General features: G+C 39.9%; 13 protein-coding genes and 1 pseudogene. 4 read left to right on the top strand and 10 right to left on the bottom strand.

Annotated features, from left to right (window positions below; all coding sequences use genetic code 11):
- Position 1: 1 nt before the first annotated feature.
- The 7 genes from KZC02_RS12470 to KZC02_RS12440 all read right to left on the bottom strand — a co-directional run bounded on the left by KZC02_RS12470 (position 2) and on the right by KZC02_RS12440 (position 10,735).
- Complete coding sequence (locus KZC02_RS12470) at positions 2-3,577, bottom strand: FG-GAP-like repeat-containing protein (protein WP_221394392.1); 3,576 nt, start codon at positions 3,575-3,577, stop codon at positions 2-4.
- Positions 3,574-4,005 (bottom strand): hypothetical protein, encoded by a 432-nt coding sequence (locus KZC02_RS12465; RefSeq protein ID WP_221394391.1) that lies wholly within the window; start codon positions 4,003-4,005, stop codon positions 3,574-3,576. Before KZC02_RS12465 ends, KZC02_RS12470 begins: the two co-directional genes overlap by 4 nt.
- A 125-nt stretch (positions 4,006-4,130) precedes the next feature.
- Complete coding sequence (locus KZC02_RS12460) at positions 4,131-5,573, bottom strand: RagB/SusD family nutrient uptake outer membrane protein (RefSeq protein WP_221394390.1); 1,443 nt, start codon at positions 5,571-5,573, stop codon at positions 4,131-4,133.
- A 40-nt stretch (positions 5,574-5,613) separates the two neighbouring features.
- Positions 5,614-8,658, bottom strand: coding sequence for a TonB-dependent receptor (locus KZC02_RS12455; protein WP_221394389.1), 3,045 nt, complete (start codon positions 8,656-8,658; stop codon positions 5,614-5,616).
- A 26-nt stretch (positions 8,659-8,684) separates the two neighbouring features.
- Positions 8,685-9,047 carry an STN domain-containing protein gene (locus KZC02_RS12450; RefSeq protein ID WP_221394388.1) on the bottom strand — a complete coding sequence of 121 codons (363 nt, stop codon included), beginning with the start codon at positions 9,045-9,047 and terminating at the stop codon, positions 8,685-8,687.
- A gap of 104 nt (positions 9,048-9,151) precedes the next feature.
- On the bottom strand, positions 9,152-10,159 hold the full coding sequence (locus KZC02_RS12445) for a FecR family protein (protein WP_221394387.1): 1,008 nt from the start codon (positions 10,157-10,159) through the stop codon (positions 9,152-9,154).
- Positions 10,160-10,180: 21 nt separating this feature from the next.
- Complete coding sequence (locus KZC02_RS12440; RefSeq protein ID WP_221394386.1) at positions 10,181-10,735, bottom strand: RNA polymerase sigma factor; 555 nt, start codon at positions 10,733-10,735, stop codon at positions 10,181-10,183.
- A gap of 204 nt (positions 10,736-10,939) precedes the next feature.
- On the opposite strand from KZC02_RS12440, the gene guaB reads away from it, so the two are divergent.
- A complete protein-coding gene (gene guaB / locus KZC02_RS12435; protein WP_221394385.1) occupies positions 10,940-12,415 on the top strand; it encodes an IMP dehydrogenase in 1,476 nt (491 codons plus the stop codon).
- A 178-nt stretch (positions 12,416-12,593) separates the two neighbouring features.
- Here the strand turns inward: guaB and KZC02_RS12430 are convergent, their stop codons facing one another.
- Together KZC02_RS12430 and KZC02_RS12425 are read right to left on the bottom strand one after the other, a co-directional pair.
- The gene (locus KZC02_RS12430) at positions 12,594-13,250 is read right to left on the bottom strand and encodes a DedA family protein (protein WP_221394384.1); all 657 of its coding nucleotides are present in this window, start codon (positions 13,248-13,250) and stop codon (positions 12,594-12,596) included.
- 28 nt (positions 13,251-13,278) lie between these two features.
- Positions 13,279-14,073 carry a phosphosulfolactate synthase gene (locus KZC02_RS12425; protein WP_221394383.1) on the bottom strand — a complete coding sequence of 265 codons (795 nt, stop codon included), beginning with the start codon at positions 14,071-14,073 and terminating at the stop codon, positions 13,279-13,281.
- Between the two features lie 161 nt (positions 14,074-14,234).
- Here KZC02_RS12425 and KZC02_RS12420 point away from each other — a divergent pair, with 161 nt between their 5' ends.
- Positions 14,235-14,705: a PaaI family thioesterase gene (locus KZC02_RS12420; RefSeq protein WP_221394382.1), complete on the top strand. Its 471-nt coding sequence runs from the start codon at positions 14,235-14,237 to the stop codon at positions 14,703-14,705.
- A gap of 1 nt (position 14,706) precedes the next feature.
- Here KZC02_RS12420 and KZC02_RS12415 read toward each other — a convergent pair whose 3' ends face one another.
- On the bottom strand, positions 14,707-16,554 hold the full coding sequence (locus tag KZC02_RS12415; RefSeq protein ID WP_221394381.1) for an ABC transporter ATP-binding protein: 1,848 nt from the start codon (positions 16,552-16,554) through the stop codon (positions 14,707-14,709).
- A 109-nt stretch (positions 16,555-16,663) separates the two neighbouring features.
- Here KZC02_RS12415 and mazG point away from each other — a divergent pair.
- Both mazG and KZC02_RS12405 read left to right on the top strand, forming a co-directional pair.
- Positions 16,664-17,498: pseudogene (mazG, locus tag KZC02_RS12410) on the top strand (nucleoside triphosphate pyrophosphohydrolase).
- 124 nt (positions 17,499-17,622) lie between these two features.
- A complete protein-coding gene (locus KZC02_RS12405; RefSeq protein WP_221394380.1) occupies positions 17,623-18,141 on the top strand; it encodes a DUF16 domain-containing protein in 519 nt (172 codons plus the stop codon).
- The last annotated feature ends 1 nt before the right edge of the window (position 18,142 follow it).

Genomic DNA, 18,142 nt, shown 5'->3' with positions numbered 1-18,142 from the left:
ATTATTTTATTTTCAGAACAGGTATTGATCTTGAATTTCCCTGATAATCGAAAATTGTAATGCTGGTTATTTGATCTGCTGTTATTCTCAATATTCTTGAAGATTGTGATAAATAACCGGATCCATAATTCAATTCATATCTTTTTCGCTTTCCATTTTTGTATAAAATCTCGACCCTGCTTTCCAATGGTAATGGTTTTATTTCAATATATTTCTGGGCGGTTGTAGTCAGGATAAATGTTTTCAGCAAATCATTATTCTGCGCTGCAAGTACCAGGCTTTTCCCATCTGATAACTTCAATTCTGCCAATCCTTTTGCGTCTCCTTCTACCAGAAAACCACTCTTTTCTGTGGATAAAGGTATAAAAAGCCCTTCCCCCGTTCCTTTCAGTACAAGCCCGTTAAATGCATCCAGCCTGCCGCTGATAGACTCAGGTGCGTAGGAGTTGCCCGTTAGTAACAGGTCAAGGTGCCCGTCCATATCGTAATCATTTACGCACATACCATATATGGCGCCCAATTGTGCAGCCACAGGAAGTGCATGAGTTTTGAATTTTCCGCTTCCCAGATTTTCCAGGTAAACACTTTTCATTTCTTCACATTTCAGCTGGACAGCATCTTTCAATTCCTCTTTTGTGAAAATATCTTTTGTCTGAGCCTTAGCATAATCACGATAATAGATGAAGCGCTTTTTGAGGAAATTCATCTGGCTTGTCATTTCATCACGCGGGTGAATTGGATATAAATTTTCGCCCAGATAACGTGACATCACCGGATCGACAATCCCGTTTCCATCAAAATCTTTACTGAATAATGTTAAAGGTTTATTCACCGATGGTTGATCCTCTGTATTTAATCCAACATTTCCTGCAATGTAATCCACATCGCCATCTTCATCAAAGTCCCCCGAAACAATACTATTCCACCAACCATTCGTATGAGTTAAACTTGTAGAAGCAGTTATATCAATAAACTTTCCATGCTTATTTTTCAGGAATGTCAGCGGCATCCATTCGCCGGTAATGATCAGGTCCATCCACCCGTCCTGATCAAAATCTGTCCAGAGTGAGGCGGTAACCATTCCTGCATTTTGGAGCATTGGAGCTACCTGTGGAGTCACGTTGGTAAATTTTCCACTATCATTGCGCAGGATAAAGCTTTTTGCAGGAATCGGATATTGTCCCGGACTTAATCTCCCGCCAACAAAAAGATCCAGGTCTCCATCTTTGTCAAAATCTGCGGCTGATACGGACGATCCGCTGGTATTCATGACGGGCAATGCATTGATATCCAATGAAAAATTTCCTTTTCCATCATTTTTATATAACCTGTCCTGATAATATTTTGAGCCTTCTTCAAATTCACTGCTTCCACTCACTACATATAAATCCAGGTCACAATCCATATCACAATCGAAGAGAAGTGAACCCATGTCTTCTTCAAATTTTTGACCCCGGGTTAATTTCCTTTCTGTGAATTTTTGATTCTGATTTTGAATAAAAAAACTACCCGAATGCCGGAAAGCTCCGCCTATATAAAAATCTTCCAAACCATCGCCATTGATATCCCCGACAGCAATTCCCGGCCCATTCTGTGAAAGCAAATGAGGCAAGAGCGGTTGGATTTTAAAATCAATATATAGTTCATCAGTGTGTTTATAGCTGATTCCTGTTGAATTTGCAGCATCCAGGAAGAGGGAAGGAGCGACAGTTTTTTTTCCAGACACTTCTAAAATTCGGGCATTTTTATGGTCAATTTCTAAAATCTGATCTGCCTTAATATCCGACAATAATTGCGTTTTCCTGTCCGGCCAGACTATCCTTACTGAATCTATAAAAGCATTTTTTCCTAAGCCAAAATGAAGCGTATTCTCAACGGTTGACTGATATCCGCGGTACGGCGAATGTTCTATATATTGTTTTTCGTTTTTGTAATACAAAGTCACTTTTGTGCCAAATCCGTATGGATTTTCTTTTGTGCCTTTCAATTTAATCCGCAGATAATGGTGGTCTTTTAGCCGTTCAGAATGATTTTCATATACGAACGCTTCCTGATTGATGTTGTTAATTACCACGTCCAGATCGCCATCATTGTCCAGATCTGCATAAGCAGCGCCGTTAGAAAAAGAAGGAATATCGAAACCCCAATCTGCCGACTGATTTTTGAAAGTCAGGTCACCATTATTTTTGAATAAATAATTGGGAATATGTGCGCCTTCCACTTCCTTCAAAGCGTTCATAAACGGACGGTTATCCGTATTGCCCGACTGCATTTGCTGCTGATATTGCGCCATGCGATAAATGACGAAATCGCGGTTGGTTATGTCTTTTGGATATCCATTGGTGATCATCAGGTCACGAAAACCATCATTGTCATAGTCTGCCAACAGCGCACTCCAGCTCCAATCCGTAGCCTGGACTCCTGAGAAACGGCCAATTTCACTAAAAAATGGTTGGTTGGTTCCATCTGGACGGTTGCCATTGTTATGCTGAAGTGTGTTTCTCATGAACTGTGGCTGGTAACCCATTTTCAATTCCGAAAGATGCCGGTCATAATTCATAAGCCCGAACATATTTTTGCGCCTTTCATTACCTTCCGGAAGCATATCGACTGTAATGATGTCAACCAATCCATCATTATCAACATCCGCGGCATCGTTACCCATGGCTGAATAACTCTGAAGACGAAAATAATCGGTTATTTCATTCTTAAAAGTTCCGTTTTGCTGGTTGATGTAAAGCAGATCGTTGGACAGATAATCATTGGAAACATACACATCCGGCCAGCCATCTTCATTTACGTCAACAATAGAGACACCCAGTCCAAATCCTTCAATCAGGATATTTGCTTCCTTGGAAACATTAGTGAAAGTCTGGTTGCTATTGTTCCGGTAAAGCCGGTCAGTACTTAATGCCGTACCATCCACACTTTTTGGCCGGATCACATTTGGGCCCTTTCTTTCCATTACATTGGTGAGCAGATATACATCCAGGTCGCCATCGTGATCATAATCGAAAAATGCTGCCTGCGTGGTATTTCCGTTATAATCCAAACCGTAGTCTTTTCCTTTTTCAAGAAAAGTATTATTACCCTGATTGATATAGAGTAAATTGGGGCGGGAAGAAATTGGTCCAGCGGTTTGTGAGCCAGCCGTTTGTGGCCCCGCCCTGCAAATGTAAATATCTAAGTAACCGTCGGCGTTGATATCAACCATGGAAATACCTCTGACCCACCCATCGGGAATTTCAATTCCAGCCGTTTTGGTAATATCTTCAAAATGGATAGATGAATCGCCGGAATTTCCTTTATTCAGATACAAACGGCTTTCAGTCATGTTGCCTCCCATGAAAACATCCGCAAAACCGTCATTATTAATATCCCCAATTCCTACGCCACCACCGTTATAGAAGTACTCATAGGTCAGGATATTTAGTTTTTCGTCTTCTTTGAGATCATTGGAGAATGTAATGCCCGTTCTGTCAGAGGAAAGTAATTCGAATAATGTATTTTTTTTTGGTGATTGGCAGGCAATCAAAACCAGGTTTATTAATACACATTGAATCAGTTTTCGGGTCATTTCTTTTGTGAGGCAAGCGTGTTATCCGCAGTTGTTTTGGAAAAATATCTTATTTCGTACAGTTCCTGATTTTTTCCTGCAAGGTAAGGTTTTTGTGATTTTTTAAGAACCAGAATTTTTTCGTCCAGATGAAGAATCTGATATTGGTTTAATGCGTAACCGGTCGAATCAGAATAGGTAAGCGAATCGGCACCGGTTAATTTGTAATAAGATTTCCTGAATTCTTTTCCCCTCCGTTCAAATACAGACCCGTCTGGTTTGTATTCAAAGTAAGACCAGTGTTCATCCATAGTATTATTGGTAAAACTCAGACCATTGACATAATTGGAAATAGAGTCCGTTCGCCACAGTCCCTGTATATCTTTTTCCCGTGAATTACACTGAGTTAGTGAGACGATTAAGACTAAGGAAATTAATATTTGTTTCAATTTTTTTTGATCTGGAAAATGAAATTTTACAACTTCTGATATGGCAAAGAAGTCAACTTTTTAAAAGTTGACTTCTTTATAACAATAGGCACGCCCGGTATTGACTATTTTAGCAATTTATCTCTTTAATAATTACTATTCTGAACCAACGTACCATTACTCAAATCCACTTCACGCTGCGGCAATGGGAAATAATAATGTTTAGGTTTTACGAAATTACGGCTCGGTTTGTAAGGTCCGCGTGCAATCTTGTAATGTGCAGCTATGTCAATTAAACCGGCTTTGTCCCAACGCATCAAATCCTGATGTCTTTCATTTTCACCAGCAAGTTCCACACGGCGTTCATGCATAATATTTTTCATTGTGGCATTGGTAATAGCCGTCAAACCGGCGCGTTTTCTTACTACATTCAATTCCGCATCACCATTCGCTCCTGAACGTATTTTTGCTTCCGAAGCTAAAAGGTAGACATCAGCAGTACGGAGAAGCGGTGCATTCAGGCTTTGGCTCATATCACCGTTTTCAGCGAATTGCGTGTACTTTTTGAAAGAGTATCCTGTAACGCGTGTCATGTCAGCAGTGAATTTTTCCTTACCGCCTGCATTACGGTCTACCTCATCACCCGGACTGAATATCGAATACGATTTACGCGGATCGCCGGTTTCAAACTCTTTTACCAGATCATCAATCGGTTCATGAAATCCCCATCCGCCAAAAGCCTGCGGAGTATGATAAAAAGTTGGAGAATTGTCAGTAGTCCAGCCGGTTTCATATTGCAATGAGAATAATATTTCAGGATTATTTTCAGTGACTAATTCAAAGTTTTTGTTAAAACCACTTGCCAGAGCGTATGCAGGATTGGCAGTAACTTTTAAACTGGCTTCAATTGCTTTTGCCCATAACTCTTCGTACACATACAATTTTGTAAGAAAACCATAAGCTGAACCTTGTGTTACGCGGCCAGCATCTGCATCACTATTGGAAACTGGCAACAAAGACGCGGCTTTCGTAAAGTCTGCTTCTGCCTGTGCCCGTACTTCAGCCAACGTCGACTTTGGTTTGTTGAAGTTCAGGTTCAAAGCATCATCTTCCAGAAGTATTGGCACTTCACCATAGATCAGAGAAAGGCGCCAGTAAATAAAACCTCTCAAAAAATATGCTTCCCCCATACTGCGGTTGCGCAAAGTTTCGTCCATTGTAACCTTGGGAGCATTGATCAAAACTGCGTTAGCCCGTGAAATGACCTCGTACTTGGTTTTCCATGTAGCCAGGATATGAGAATTCGAAGCATCAAAAGTGAACATTTCCAATGGTGTTTCATCAGAATGGTCCCCTGCTCTGTTCATATCGTCGGAGCAGTTATCAAAAGTATATTCCGTATGCGCAAATCCGTCTTCATCCAGTAACGGGGCATAAATAGCATTGGTAGCTGCTACCACATCGTCACCGTTTCGCCAGTATTGTTGTGATGTAACCTGTCCGTATGGTGTTGTATCCAGTAAATTATCTTTACAACTGCTGAACGTTGCAAGGAAAATATATCCGGCGAGTATTGTTATCTTTTTCATAGTAATAAAATTCGGCTGGTATAAATCTGAACGTTTTTGGTTAAAATCCTATTGTTGCTCCAATCGTCCAGGTGCGCGCCAATGGATACTGTGCATAATCTACATTAAGCTGGGTATACTGTTGTCCGCCGCTTGCATATCCCAGCTCAGGATTAAGACCGGAATACTTGGTAAATGTGATAATGTTCTGGCCTGTTACGTAAATTCTGGCCTGCGACATTTTCAGTTTGTCTATCACTTTTTTAGGAACGGTGTATCCTAATGTCATGTTTTTCAAACGTAAAAAATCACCTTTTTCTATAAAAAGATCAGATGGCCTGTAATTACGGTTTCCGTTATCAATGCTTACACGCGGAATCGTATTGCTTGATCCTTCTTTGGTCCAGCGGTTATTTTCATCTGCATACAAGTTAAAAGAATAACTTGCATCCAGTCCCTGCATCCGGTCGGCATTGTAAATTTTAGATCCGCCAACACCAACAAAGAACAGGTTAAAATCAAACCCTTTGTAAGCTGCACCAGCAGAAAAACCATAATTGATTTTGGGCTGAGGACTTCCGATTATCGTTCTGTCCTGATCGTCAACCACTCCGTCTTTATTCAAATCGATAAACCTTATGTCGCCTGGTTTGATCTGTCCGTCAGTACGGCGGGAATCATTTGCCAGATTGGGGTCAGAATCAATTTCACCCTGGTTTTGATAAAGCCCGTCGGTTTTATAACCGTAAAAAGTACCGTATGGATGGCCTTCATAAGTACGTACAATTTCCTGCTGTCCTCTTCCGTAGAGCTGTGTTGCAAGAAATCCGCCGGGAGTTGCCAGTTTCGTTATTTTATTTTTGATAAATGTAGCATTACCGCTTACATTGAAAGTAACAGCTCCTACGGTGTGGCGGTAAGATGCTTCGATTTCCAATCCTTTATTTCTCAGCTGGCCAATGTTCTGATCAGGAATGGTAGCAGAACCAATTGTTCCGATAGAAGGCGGAGCCAAAAGCATATTTTTAGTATCCTTGATAAAATAATTGGCAGAGAAGTAAAGGCTGTTTTTGAATAAGCCTGCTTCTAATCCAAAATTGCTCATTTCAGCTGTTTCCCAGCCAATATTTATGTTTGCCAATCTGCTTTGTGCCGCTCCGGAAACATTATTCTGAACACCACCATTACCAAATGCATAACGATAAGTAGAGTTGATCAGCGCCAGATATTGCAATGAAGCAACATTTTGATTACCCAACCGTCCCCAGCCGCCAGTCAGCTTAAAGTTACTGAACACAGGTAAAGCATTTTTGAAGAATGACTCCTCAGAAACTCTCCATCCTGCTGAAAATGCAGGAAAAACACCCCATTGATTGCCGGGAGCAAATTTTGACGAACCATCACTACGAACAGTTGCAGTCAGTAAATACCGGTCTTTGAATGAATAATTGACCCTGCCAAAATAGGATGAAAGGGCATCATAACTGCGTCCGCCATTTCCACCGTTATTTAATGGAACGGAAACAATGGTTCCGGCATATTGCATATAACGCAAAGAAGGATCTTCACTTGCAAAGTCACGTCCCCACTGATTGGAATAATTGCTGTTAAAAGTTTGTGAAGTATATCCACCAACCAGACTAACATTATGCTGACCAAATTGTTTGTCGTAGGATAAAAAATATTCCTGCAAAAATGACCAGCTTCTATCATGGCCCAAACTTAGCTGATTGTAGGAATTAGTCCGGAACTGGTCATTTATTTTAATATCAAAAGTATGGCTTTCGGAAAAAGTAGCATCCATAGCCAGGTTTCCGCGTAGCTTCAAGCCATCTGCAATTTCCACTTCGCCGGTAACACTTCCCAGAAAACGGTTACGGGTATTGCCCTTATCCTGTGTGTCAACAGTAAAAACCGGGTTATTAATATCTCCGAAAGCACCAATTCCCTGCGTAGAGCTATATGAACCATCTGCGTTTTTAACCGGCAAACCCGGATGAAAACGAATGGCGCTCCAAAGCAAGCCGGTTTGTGAAGATTGCGTGTCGGGTGATATATTCAGTGTATTGGTAAACTGTAAATTCTGTCCGATTTTAATTCTAGACCCAATTTTATGATCAGAATTGATACGAAATGTAAAACGCTCATATTCCGATTTTCCAATAATACCTTTTTCGCTATAGTAACCACCCGAAATTGCAAAGGAAGAATACTTTCCGCCGCCACGGATAGAAGCGTCATAGTTTTGTGTAGTACCTTGTTTCAATAATTCATCCTGCCAGTTTGTAAGCTGGGTCTGGTATTTTGTATCCTCCCATATCGCCGGAATTGGCAATCCGTCATTGGTATATGCCTCCCGCTTTATTGCTGCCAGAGATGGTGCGTCCAGTACATCAAGCGTTTTAATACGGTTTGTCACACCCACATAACCATTCAGCGTGACATTAATCGGATTATCGAATTTCCCGCGTTTGGTTGTGATAAGAATTACTCCGTTTGCAGCACGCGTACCATAAATTGCGGAAGCTGAGGCGTCTTTCAGGATTTCAATAGATTCGATATCATTAGGATTTACATCATTCATGTTTCCCGCCGGTACACCATCAATTACAACAAGTGGAGCAGAATTATTTACTGTTCCAAATCCCCGTATTTGTATCGAACCTGCGTCACCCGGGGCACCACCATTACGTACAATATTCACGCCCGACGCTCTTCCCTGAAGTGCCTGTTGTGCACCACCGGAAGGCAGGTTCTGAAAGTCTGCCCCTTTTACCGAAGATACGGCACCGGTAACATCTTTCTTTTCCTGCGTACCATATCCAACAACTACAACCTCATTCAACGCACTTACATCAGGAGCAAGAGAAATATTGACAACGCTATTTTTGTCTGAAACAACTTCCTGGCTCACATAGCCAATAAATGAAAATTTAAGCGTTACTGCCCCGTCCGCTATAGATAATTGATATTCACCCTTTTCGTTGGTGGAAGTACCCTGCTGGCTTCCAACTACCAGTACGTTCACACCTGGCAGGCCTTCGCCTTTTTCATCCGATACTTTTCCCGAAATTTTACGGTCAATTAAAAGATTGGGAACCAGCATTCCCTGTGACTGGGTATTGGTTCCTGCTACTTTTTTCTAAGTAGTATCCGGGTATTACCAACTACTTCAAAAGATACGTTGATCGGGGCCAGAAGCTGATCCAGCACTTTATATAACGGGCCTTTAATTTCTTTTAATGAAGTATTCTGAGCACCCTGAATACTGTTGGTGCTGTACACGAATTTTACATCAGCCTGCTTCTCTATCAGATTCAGGATCTTTTTTATTTCCATAGATTCCACTTTAAGCGAAACCTCTTTGTTCAGCAATTCCTGCCCGGAAATGCTGTGGGCCAGTGCAATGCCGCAAAATAAAGCAGAAATAAATAGTTGTTTGAACATAGTACTCATGACTTTGTAAACAACTTTTTCGGGTATTTTTTTATGCATAATTTTAAATGGTTTTCAATGCAAAAGAACAAGAACTGCTGATTATCAACAGGATTTATGGTGGTGATCTTAATGGTAAAATCACCGGTTTTTCAATAATTTAATTATTCAGTGCCGCAGCCTGTTCCCTGGACGAACAGGGCAGTTCCGCGTCTCTCATATGTAACATTAACTGATTTACAGATCAGATCAAGCTGATCGAACAAAGGCAAGCCGTTCAGGTCTCCTGTAAACAGACAGGCATCCATTACATCGTTTTCTAACACAATATCAATTCCATATGACTTCTCCAACTCTGAAAAAACGGTTTTGACCGGTATTTCCAAAAATGTAAATCTATGCTCTGTTTCATTTAGTGGTACAATGATCATTGGTTTTTCGACAATAGACAATTCCATTTTTTTAGATTTTTTGTCGAAAATGATTTTCTGGTTTGGAGTCAGTATAACACCGTTGCTATTCACCGATTTTTTCTCTGCTACTTCATATACAGAAACCCGGCCGGATTTGACCTGAACTTCAACCGTCGCAGATTCGTCATAGGACTTTACAGTGAAACTGGTTCCAAGTACTTTTGTTTGCAAATTTCCTGTTGATACAATAAATGGTTTGGCAGGATTTCTTTTAATCCGGAAAAATGCTTCGCCATGTAAATACACCAGCCTGTTTTTTTTGCCAAAATGTTCGGGAAAACTAATACTGCTGTTCTTTTTCAATGTTACCACACTTCCGTCTTCAAGGGGTATTGTCTGCGATTTATTGGAAGTGTTTTTTATTTCAACTACACCCGGATTAAGGATTATGCCTGAATTGAAAATGACATTTGAATACTCAGTTTTACTGATAAAAAACCAGCAGCCTAAAATGATTAATACAGAAGCCGCACTTGCCATAAACCATGGCCTTAAACGAATTAGTAAAGGCGTTCCAATTGTATTGGCGTACAGTTTCTTTTTAATCCTTTTTCCGATCATATCCTTTTCAGCCTCAAAAACAGCCGTATCAATCATTGAATTATCCTGGAGATAATCATTGATCAACTTTTCTTCTTCCGGCGAATGCTGCCCGGACAAGTACTTTTTCAGGACAATATCAAAATCGTATTGATTCACATTTATTGGGTTTAGAAATACTCAGTTATCAGTTTGATAGATCCAAAGATGATCTTTTAATACTTTGAGTGATTTCGTAATATGGTATTCCACTGCTTTTTCGGATATCTGCAATTCTTTGGCAATGTCCTTAACAGATTGGTTCTCGAACCGGCTAAGCTGAAAAACTTTGCTTGTTTTTTCAGGAAGTTTCTTCATCGCTTTATCAATGGCTTGTGATAAATCATTGAATGCAATGTTCTCATCTGTTGAATATATTTCCTGTATTTTATTAAGTAGTATATATTCCTGATATTTTCGCCACGTTATTCTCGACTTTATATGATTGTTGATCAGGTTTTTTAAAGAAATAACCAGGTATGAGCTCAAATGCCTGATATTACTTTCGGCACGTTTGTTCCAAAGGCTTTCAAACAAATCGTGTACAAGTTCTTCCGCTTCCTCCTTTGTTCCTGTCTGATGGTATGAAATACAGAATAGTTTGTACCAATACCGGTTATACACTTCTTCGAAAGCGTTTTTGTTGCTTTCTGAAAGCTGAATAACCAGTTCTTCATCGGTCAGTAACTTTTTCATCAGTTTCCGTTAAAAGGAATACAAAGGTATAGTCAAACAACGGTCAAATATCCCTAAACCATTTTATCTTATTTTTAATATTTTTTACAAATACGGGGTTAATTATAAATCTTGAAAATTTAATATTTTTCATAGGAGCAAAAATTTGTTTGGCTGCAAACTTATTACTAATTTTGCCCGGCAAATAACAAGAGTTTATTTGCTATGAGCACAGACCCATCCAAAGTCCTCTTTGAGGCATTAACTTACGACGACGTTCTTCTAATACCTGGTTATTCAGAAATTCTGCCTCGCGACACAAAAACAAAATCCAAGCTGACACGTAACATCGAGCTGAACATTCCAATTGTTTCAGCAGCCATGGATACTGTTACCGAATTTGAACTGGCCATTGCTATGGCCCAGGAAGGCGGAATTGGAATTATTCATAAAAACATGAGCCTGGAAGCGCAGGCTGAGCAAGTACGGAAAGTCAAACGTTCGGAAAGTGGTATGATCCTCGACCCGATCACGCTCTTTAATGACGCAACCTTAGGCGATGCGCATCAGATCATGCGTGAATTTAAAATTGGTGGTATTCCTGTTATTGATAAGGAGCGTAAACTGATCGGTATTCTTACAAACCGTGATCTGCGTTTCGAGCGTGAGATGTCGAAACCGGTTACTGAAATCATGACAACCCAAAACCTGATCACTGCTTCGGAAGGTTTGTCATTGGACGATGCTGAGAAAATACTTCAGGAATACAAAATTGAAAAATTACCAATTGTTGATTCACAATATCGTCTTACCGGATTAATTACTTATAAGGATATTCAGAAACGTAAATCCCACCCTAATTCTTGCAAGGATGCTTATGGCAGGCTGCGTGTTGGTGCTGCTGTCGGTGTAACTGCGGATCTGCTCAAAAGAGTAGAGGCACTTGTAAAAGCAGGTGTGGATGTAATCAGTCTGGATACTGCGCACGGACATTCATTCGGTGTAATTGAAGCATTGAAATCGGTAAAAAAACAATTCCCTAATCTGGACGTAATTGCAGGCAATGTAGCCACAGGCGAAGGCGCACTTGCACTGGTTGAAGCCGGCGCAGATGCAGTGAAAGTAGGAGTAGGGCCAGGTAGTATATGTACCACGCGTATTATTGCCGGTATCGGAGTTCCGCAGCTTACAGCTGTAATGTGGGCAGCCGAAGCATTGAAAGATTCAGGAGTTCCGGTCATTGCCGATGGCGGTATCCGTTATTCAGGTGATATGACAAAAGCTTTGGCTGGCGGTGCTAGTACGATCATGATCGGTTCCATGCTTGCCGGAAGTGACGAGGCCCCGGGAGAGATCGTTATTTACGAAGGACGGAAATTTAAAGCGTATCGTGGAATGGGATCAGTAGAAGCCATGGAAGATGGTTCGAAAGACCGTTATTTCCAGGATGCAGAAGATGATGTAAAAAAACTGGTTCCGGAAGGAATTGTTGGACGTGTTCCGTTTAAAGGCAAAGTTTCTGAGATTGTTTACCAAATGGTAGGCGGATTGAAAGCCGGTATGGGATATTGCGGGGCTGGTGATATACCTTCTTTACAAAAAGCACAGTTTGTGAAAATTACATCAGCCGGAGTTCGCGAAAGCCACCCGCATGATATTATGATTCAAAAAGAAGCACCTAATTATTCATCGAAATCCTAGGGGCTTTTGGCTGTTGGCAATCAGCTTTCGGCTAGTTGGCAGGATAATAAAGAATTGATTAAGTATTACACAAAGAATAAGCCTCGTAGTAATACGGGGCTTATTCTTTGTGAGTTTAAAATTATCTTAAAAGTCGTGATATCCTTAGAAGCTGATAGCCGATTGCCGATAGGCAAAATTACACTGCCGAAGGCTTTGAAAATCTGCTTTTCAGATACTGATAAATCATAGGCAGAATTGAGAAACCGATGATTGCAAAAACTACCAGTTCAAAGTTGTTCTTAACAATGTCGAATCCGCCGAAGAAATATCCTAAAAGTGTTAGTGCAGGAACCCACAGAAGTGCTCCGATCACACAAAAAACGATATATTTAGAGTAATTCATACTTCCTGCACCAGCAACGAACGGAGCAACAGTACGGACGATTGGAATGAAACGCGCCATAATTACAGTGCTTCCGCCATGTTTTTCATAAAAGGCTTCTGTTTTTTCCAGATATTCTCTTTTAAGAAATAAAATACGTTCACGTTTTTTGATAACACCACCGAATTTTTTACCCATAAAATAATTCACATTATCTCCAAGCAAAGCAGCAATAATAAGGATAATGATAATCAGCCAGACATTAAGGCCTGTATCCGGATTAGCAGCCAAAGCTCCTGCTGCAAACAGCAATGAGTCACCAGGTAATAAGGGCATAATCACCAATCCTGTTTCTGTAAAAACAATCAGGAAAAGAATCAGATAAGTGAGTGTACCGTATTCCTGTACGATATCAAACAAGTGTTTATCTAAATGAAGGAAAATGTCAATAAACTGCTTAATGAATTCCATAGTGATTTTAAGATGAGAGTGGTGTTATTTATTTGGAATCAATTTTCCATTTTTGTTTGGTTTTGGCATTCAGGAAGTGATTAAAAGTGTCACCTCTTAGTCCTAACCGTATTGTTTCCAATGGAATAAGTTCAGCTGGTGCAATGTTTCCCAAATTTACATTAGCTCCCAAAAGCTTTACAAACCATACTTGCTGGGACTTTTGCGGAGCTTCCCATAACATATCTTCAAATGCAATTTCAGTCAGGATTTCTTCTACCAAGCCCTGGCGTACTTCTCCGCTTGCCCTGAAAAGCCCAACGTTACCGGATTCCCTTGCTTCTCCAATTACTTTCCATGCCCCGGCCTGTAATTCGGACTTAATCAGCTGAATCCATTTATAAGGCGGGATTATTTTATTTTCGTCCTTCGAACCAACTTCTGAAAGTACAGTAACCTGTTGAGCCAGTGTACGGATATATTCACATTTTACATCCTGCGCCATTTCAACCGATCCGTCGGATACTTCCGCATATTTCAGGTCATATTTGTCCAGCAATTTACGATAATCATCAAACTGGTTTCTTACCACAAATGCTTCGAAAAGTGTTCCTCCAAAATAGACGGGAATGTTTGCGCTTTTATATACAGCAAGCTTTTCGTTGAGATGAGGACTTACAAAGGATGTTGCCCATCCTAGTTTTACGATATCGATGTAAGGGGACGCTGTCTCGATCATGTCTTCGGTTTCCCTGATGCTTAGTCCCTTATCCATCACCATTGTGATACCTTTTTCACGGGGTTTTTCTGAGCGGGCAGGAACTTGTGATAGCGTAAAATTCATATATTCGTATTCGTTTATCTCTTGCAAAAACTCCGGCAAAGGTAGCAATTACCTTTAATACGTAGCAATAAAATCCATACAATTGACACTGAATCATGAATGTATCTACGATAATTACTATTTTCGGTAATAATCGTCTTCAAACTTAAAACGAATGTGAAATGAGTGATTCAATTAATTCTTTACATCTTACCGAAAACAAAAGGCTTGCATTTTTGAAAAAATTTATTGGCCAGCATTTAAACCAGAGCCCTTCTGCAGTTGGCAGATGGCTGAATGGTAAATTAATAGATGTAAAGGAAGGCAGTATGGAAATTGAGTTTACAGTTCGTGAGGATATGACAAATTCAATGGGCGTATTACATGGCGGGATTGCTTCCACTATATTAGATGACGTTGTGGGAACAATGGTATATGCTTTGGGGCGTGATTTCGCCTTCACATCGGTTAACCTTAATTGTGATTTTTTGCATGCGGCACGTGTCGGTGAGATTCTTTTAACCAAAGGAAAGGTAATCAGGGCTGGTAAAAACATCGTTCACGTTGAAGGCGAAATCACCAATGCTGAGGGAAAAATCGTTGCAAAATGTACAAGCAACCTGATTCAAACCAGTTTGAAATTAACTTTTTAAATTATTGATATCCCTGCGCCTGTAACTGAAACAGCTCCGCATACTTACCGTCGTAATCAAGCAATTCATTATGAGATCCGTATTCAATCAGCCGCCCTTTTTCCAGAAACAGAATTCTGTCAGCCATTCTAACAGTTGAAAAACGATGGGAAATCAATACTGCCATTTTTCCTTCAATCAGCCCGGTAAAACGTTTGAAAACCTCGTGCTCGGCCCTTGCATCCAGAGCAGACGTCGGCTCGTCCAGAACGATTAGCTGTGCATTTCTCATGTAAGCACGGGCTAAGGCAATTTTTTGCCATTGTCCGCCGGAAAGTTCAGTGCCATCTTTAAACCTTTTTCCTAAAACCTGCTGAAATTTATTAGGTAATTGAGCTACTACTTCATGAGCCATGCTCATATTAGCAGCATTTTCAATGGCTTCCTGATCTTCAAAATGATTGATGTCGCCTACTGCAATATTATCGGAAACCGTCATTTCATACCGGATATAATCCTGAAAAATAATTCCGATGTTGGCGCGTAGATCTGACAATTGATAATCCAGTAAATCGACACCGTCAATGAGAATACGTCCTTCGGTCGGTTTGTACAGGCAAGCAAGTAATTTTACCAAAGTCGTTTTTCCTGCCCCGTTTTCTCCGACAAGTGCCAGTTTCTCACCTGGTTCAATGGAGAATGAAAGATTGCGTAAAGCCCATAATTCGGTGTCAGGATATTTAAAACCAACATTCTCAAAAGTTATTCCTTTTTTGATTGGGGCAGGAATAGTCTTTCCTGTTTCATTGGCAAGAATTGTAGGCTGGATTTCAAAGAAGTCAAATAAATCCTGCAAGTAAAGTGCATTTTCAGCAATTCCTGAAAAACGGCTCATTATACCTTGTAACATTCCGTGCATACGCTGAAATGAACCCGAAAGGAAAGTCATGGTGCCAATGGTAATAATTCCGCCTAATGTCTGCATCAGTACAAATATATAGGCAAAATAATAGGCCAAAGTACCAAGGGCGGAAAGCAGATATCCCCAGCCGGCACGACTGATTGCGATTTTCTGATTGGCCAGATAATATTCTTCTGAAAGTGATTTAAAACGACCGGCCAGATAATTTTCCAAACCAAAAACCTTAACTTCTTTTGCGGTTTCGGCACTCGACCCCAGATATCGGAGATAATCCAGTTCACGGCGTTCAGGTGTCCAGCTTCGTGTTAACGAATAGGTTCTTTCATTAAAATGTGTTTCTCCTAAAAATGAGGGAATTACCGCTATAATTAAAATCAAAATAAGCCAGGGGTTAAAAACAACCAGGCCAATTCCTAATGATAGCAGTGTTACAATATCCTGTATCTGAGCGAGGGTTTGGGATAATAATACTGTACGACCGGATGTTTGCCGGCGTGCACGTTCCAGTTTGTCGTAAAATACAGGATTTTCAAATTGATAAAGATCCAGTTTTGCAGCATGATGAACCAGATCAACTGAAGTTTTATTTGCTACGAGATCACCTAATAAACTATCGAATAAACTGATACACCTGTTGAGCAAATCAGATAATATGGTCAGTGCCAATTCTGCCCCTACCAAAATCCAAAGGTATTGGTGCGAATCGGATTTGTGATCCATTAACCGGATTACTTCGTCAATGATTTCTTTGCCAATATAAAGCATGAGCAAAGGCAACCCTGATTTGAGCAGACGGAAAAAGACATTTCCTGTTGTTAATGACTTATTGGTTTCCCAAACCAGGCGGAAAAAACGGGGAAGGTTTTGTAAAGCAGAAAATCGCTTTCTAAATGACTGAGAATTAACAGAATTGGATTTAACAGATTCTTTTACAGATGGTTTGCCCAATGATAATAAGTAATTTGATGACTTGTGATAACTTATATTAATGGCAAAAAAGTTCGATTTTAAGAATGGGTATTCTAACTTCCTGTTTTCGCTTCTCTATCTTTGTGAAATGGAAAAAAAATTTGATTCACTGCCGGAAAGGCGGCAGCAGCAACTAATGGCCTTCTGATCGGTTACTGACGATCATGGATGAACTTCGCGAGCAGTGTCCATGGGACCGGAAACAAACTTTGGAAAGCTTACGCCACCTTACCATCGAAGAAACTTATGAGCTGTCGGATGCAATTCTGGAAAACGATTTGCCAGAGATAAAAAAGGAGTTGGGCGATGTGCTTTTACACATTGTATTTTATGCCAAAATAGCTTCTGAGAGCCATCCTGAAAAAGCCTTTCAGTTTGATATTAAGGATGTTTTGAGCGGTATTTGTGATAAACTGATTTCACGGCACCCGCATATTTACGGCAATACTGTTGCTGATACAGAAGAGGATGTAAAAAGGAATTGGGAACAATTGAAACTGAAAGAAGGTAACAAATCCGTTTTATCCGGCGTACCAGCCTCCTTACCGGCTTTGGTAAAAGCAATGCGTATTCAGGAAAAGGCGCGTGGGGCAGGTTTTGACTGGGATGAAAAACAACAGGTTTGGGAAAAGGTGGAAGAAGAACTACAGGAATTTAAAGATAATTTCAATATAGAAACAACCGAGGTAATAGATCAGAAAGAAGCAGAAGGGGAATTTGGGGATCTGTTATTTTCGCTGGTTAATTATTCAAGATTTGTCGATATCAATCCTGAAACGGCATTGGAGAGAACGAACAAGAAGTTTATCAAGCGCTTTCAATATCTTGAAGAGGCATCAAAAGCCGATGGGAAATCACTTGGTGATATGACTTTGAATGAAATGGACATATATTGGAATAAAGCAAAGGAATTAAGGATCTGAGAAGTTTATCGAATTTTTTTAAATTGGAAAATTCAAATATTTGTAAGGCTGGAATTTCTTTTCGATATTGAAGTGGATTTGAAAAACCAAATCAAAATATTCATCAACATAAAAATAGATTAACATGTTTCTGGAAGAACGGGTAGATCAATTAGAAATTTTAGCAGTGGATCAAGGTAAACAAATTGAAATAATTGCGAAGGGATTGGCAACAATTACCACTGATATGCAGCGCGGTTTTGCTGATGTAAAGCAACAGCAAGCTAAAATGAATAAGGAATTAACTCTAGTAAAACATCAGGTTGCAGAAGTAACCATTAACTTATCAGAATTTAGAATAGAGGTAAATCAGAAATTTAATAGAATAGAAACAAAGTTTGATAAGATAGACGAAAAGTTCGATAAGATAGACGAGAAATTTGATAAGATAGATGAGAAGTTTGATAAGATAGATGAGAAGTTTGATAAGATAGACGAGAAATTTGATAAGATAGATGAGAAGTTTGATAAGATAGATGAGAAATTTGATAAGATAGACGAAAGATTCGATAAGATGGATGAAAGATTCGATAAGATGGATGAACGATTTGACAGAATGGATCAGAAATTTGACGATCTTATAACTCTTATTAAAAGTAAATAAG

Origin of the sequence: Dyadobacter sp. NIV53 (assembly GCF_019711195.1) — a bacterium.
Taxonomy (GTDB): domain Bacteria; phylum Bacteroidota; class Bacteroidia; order Cytophagales; family Spirosomataceae; genus Dyadobacter.
The sequence above is the reverse complement of the archived record's forward strand: the minus strand, read 5'-3'. Positions and strand labels throughout refer to the sequence as shown.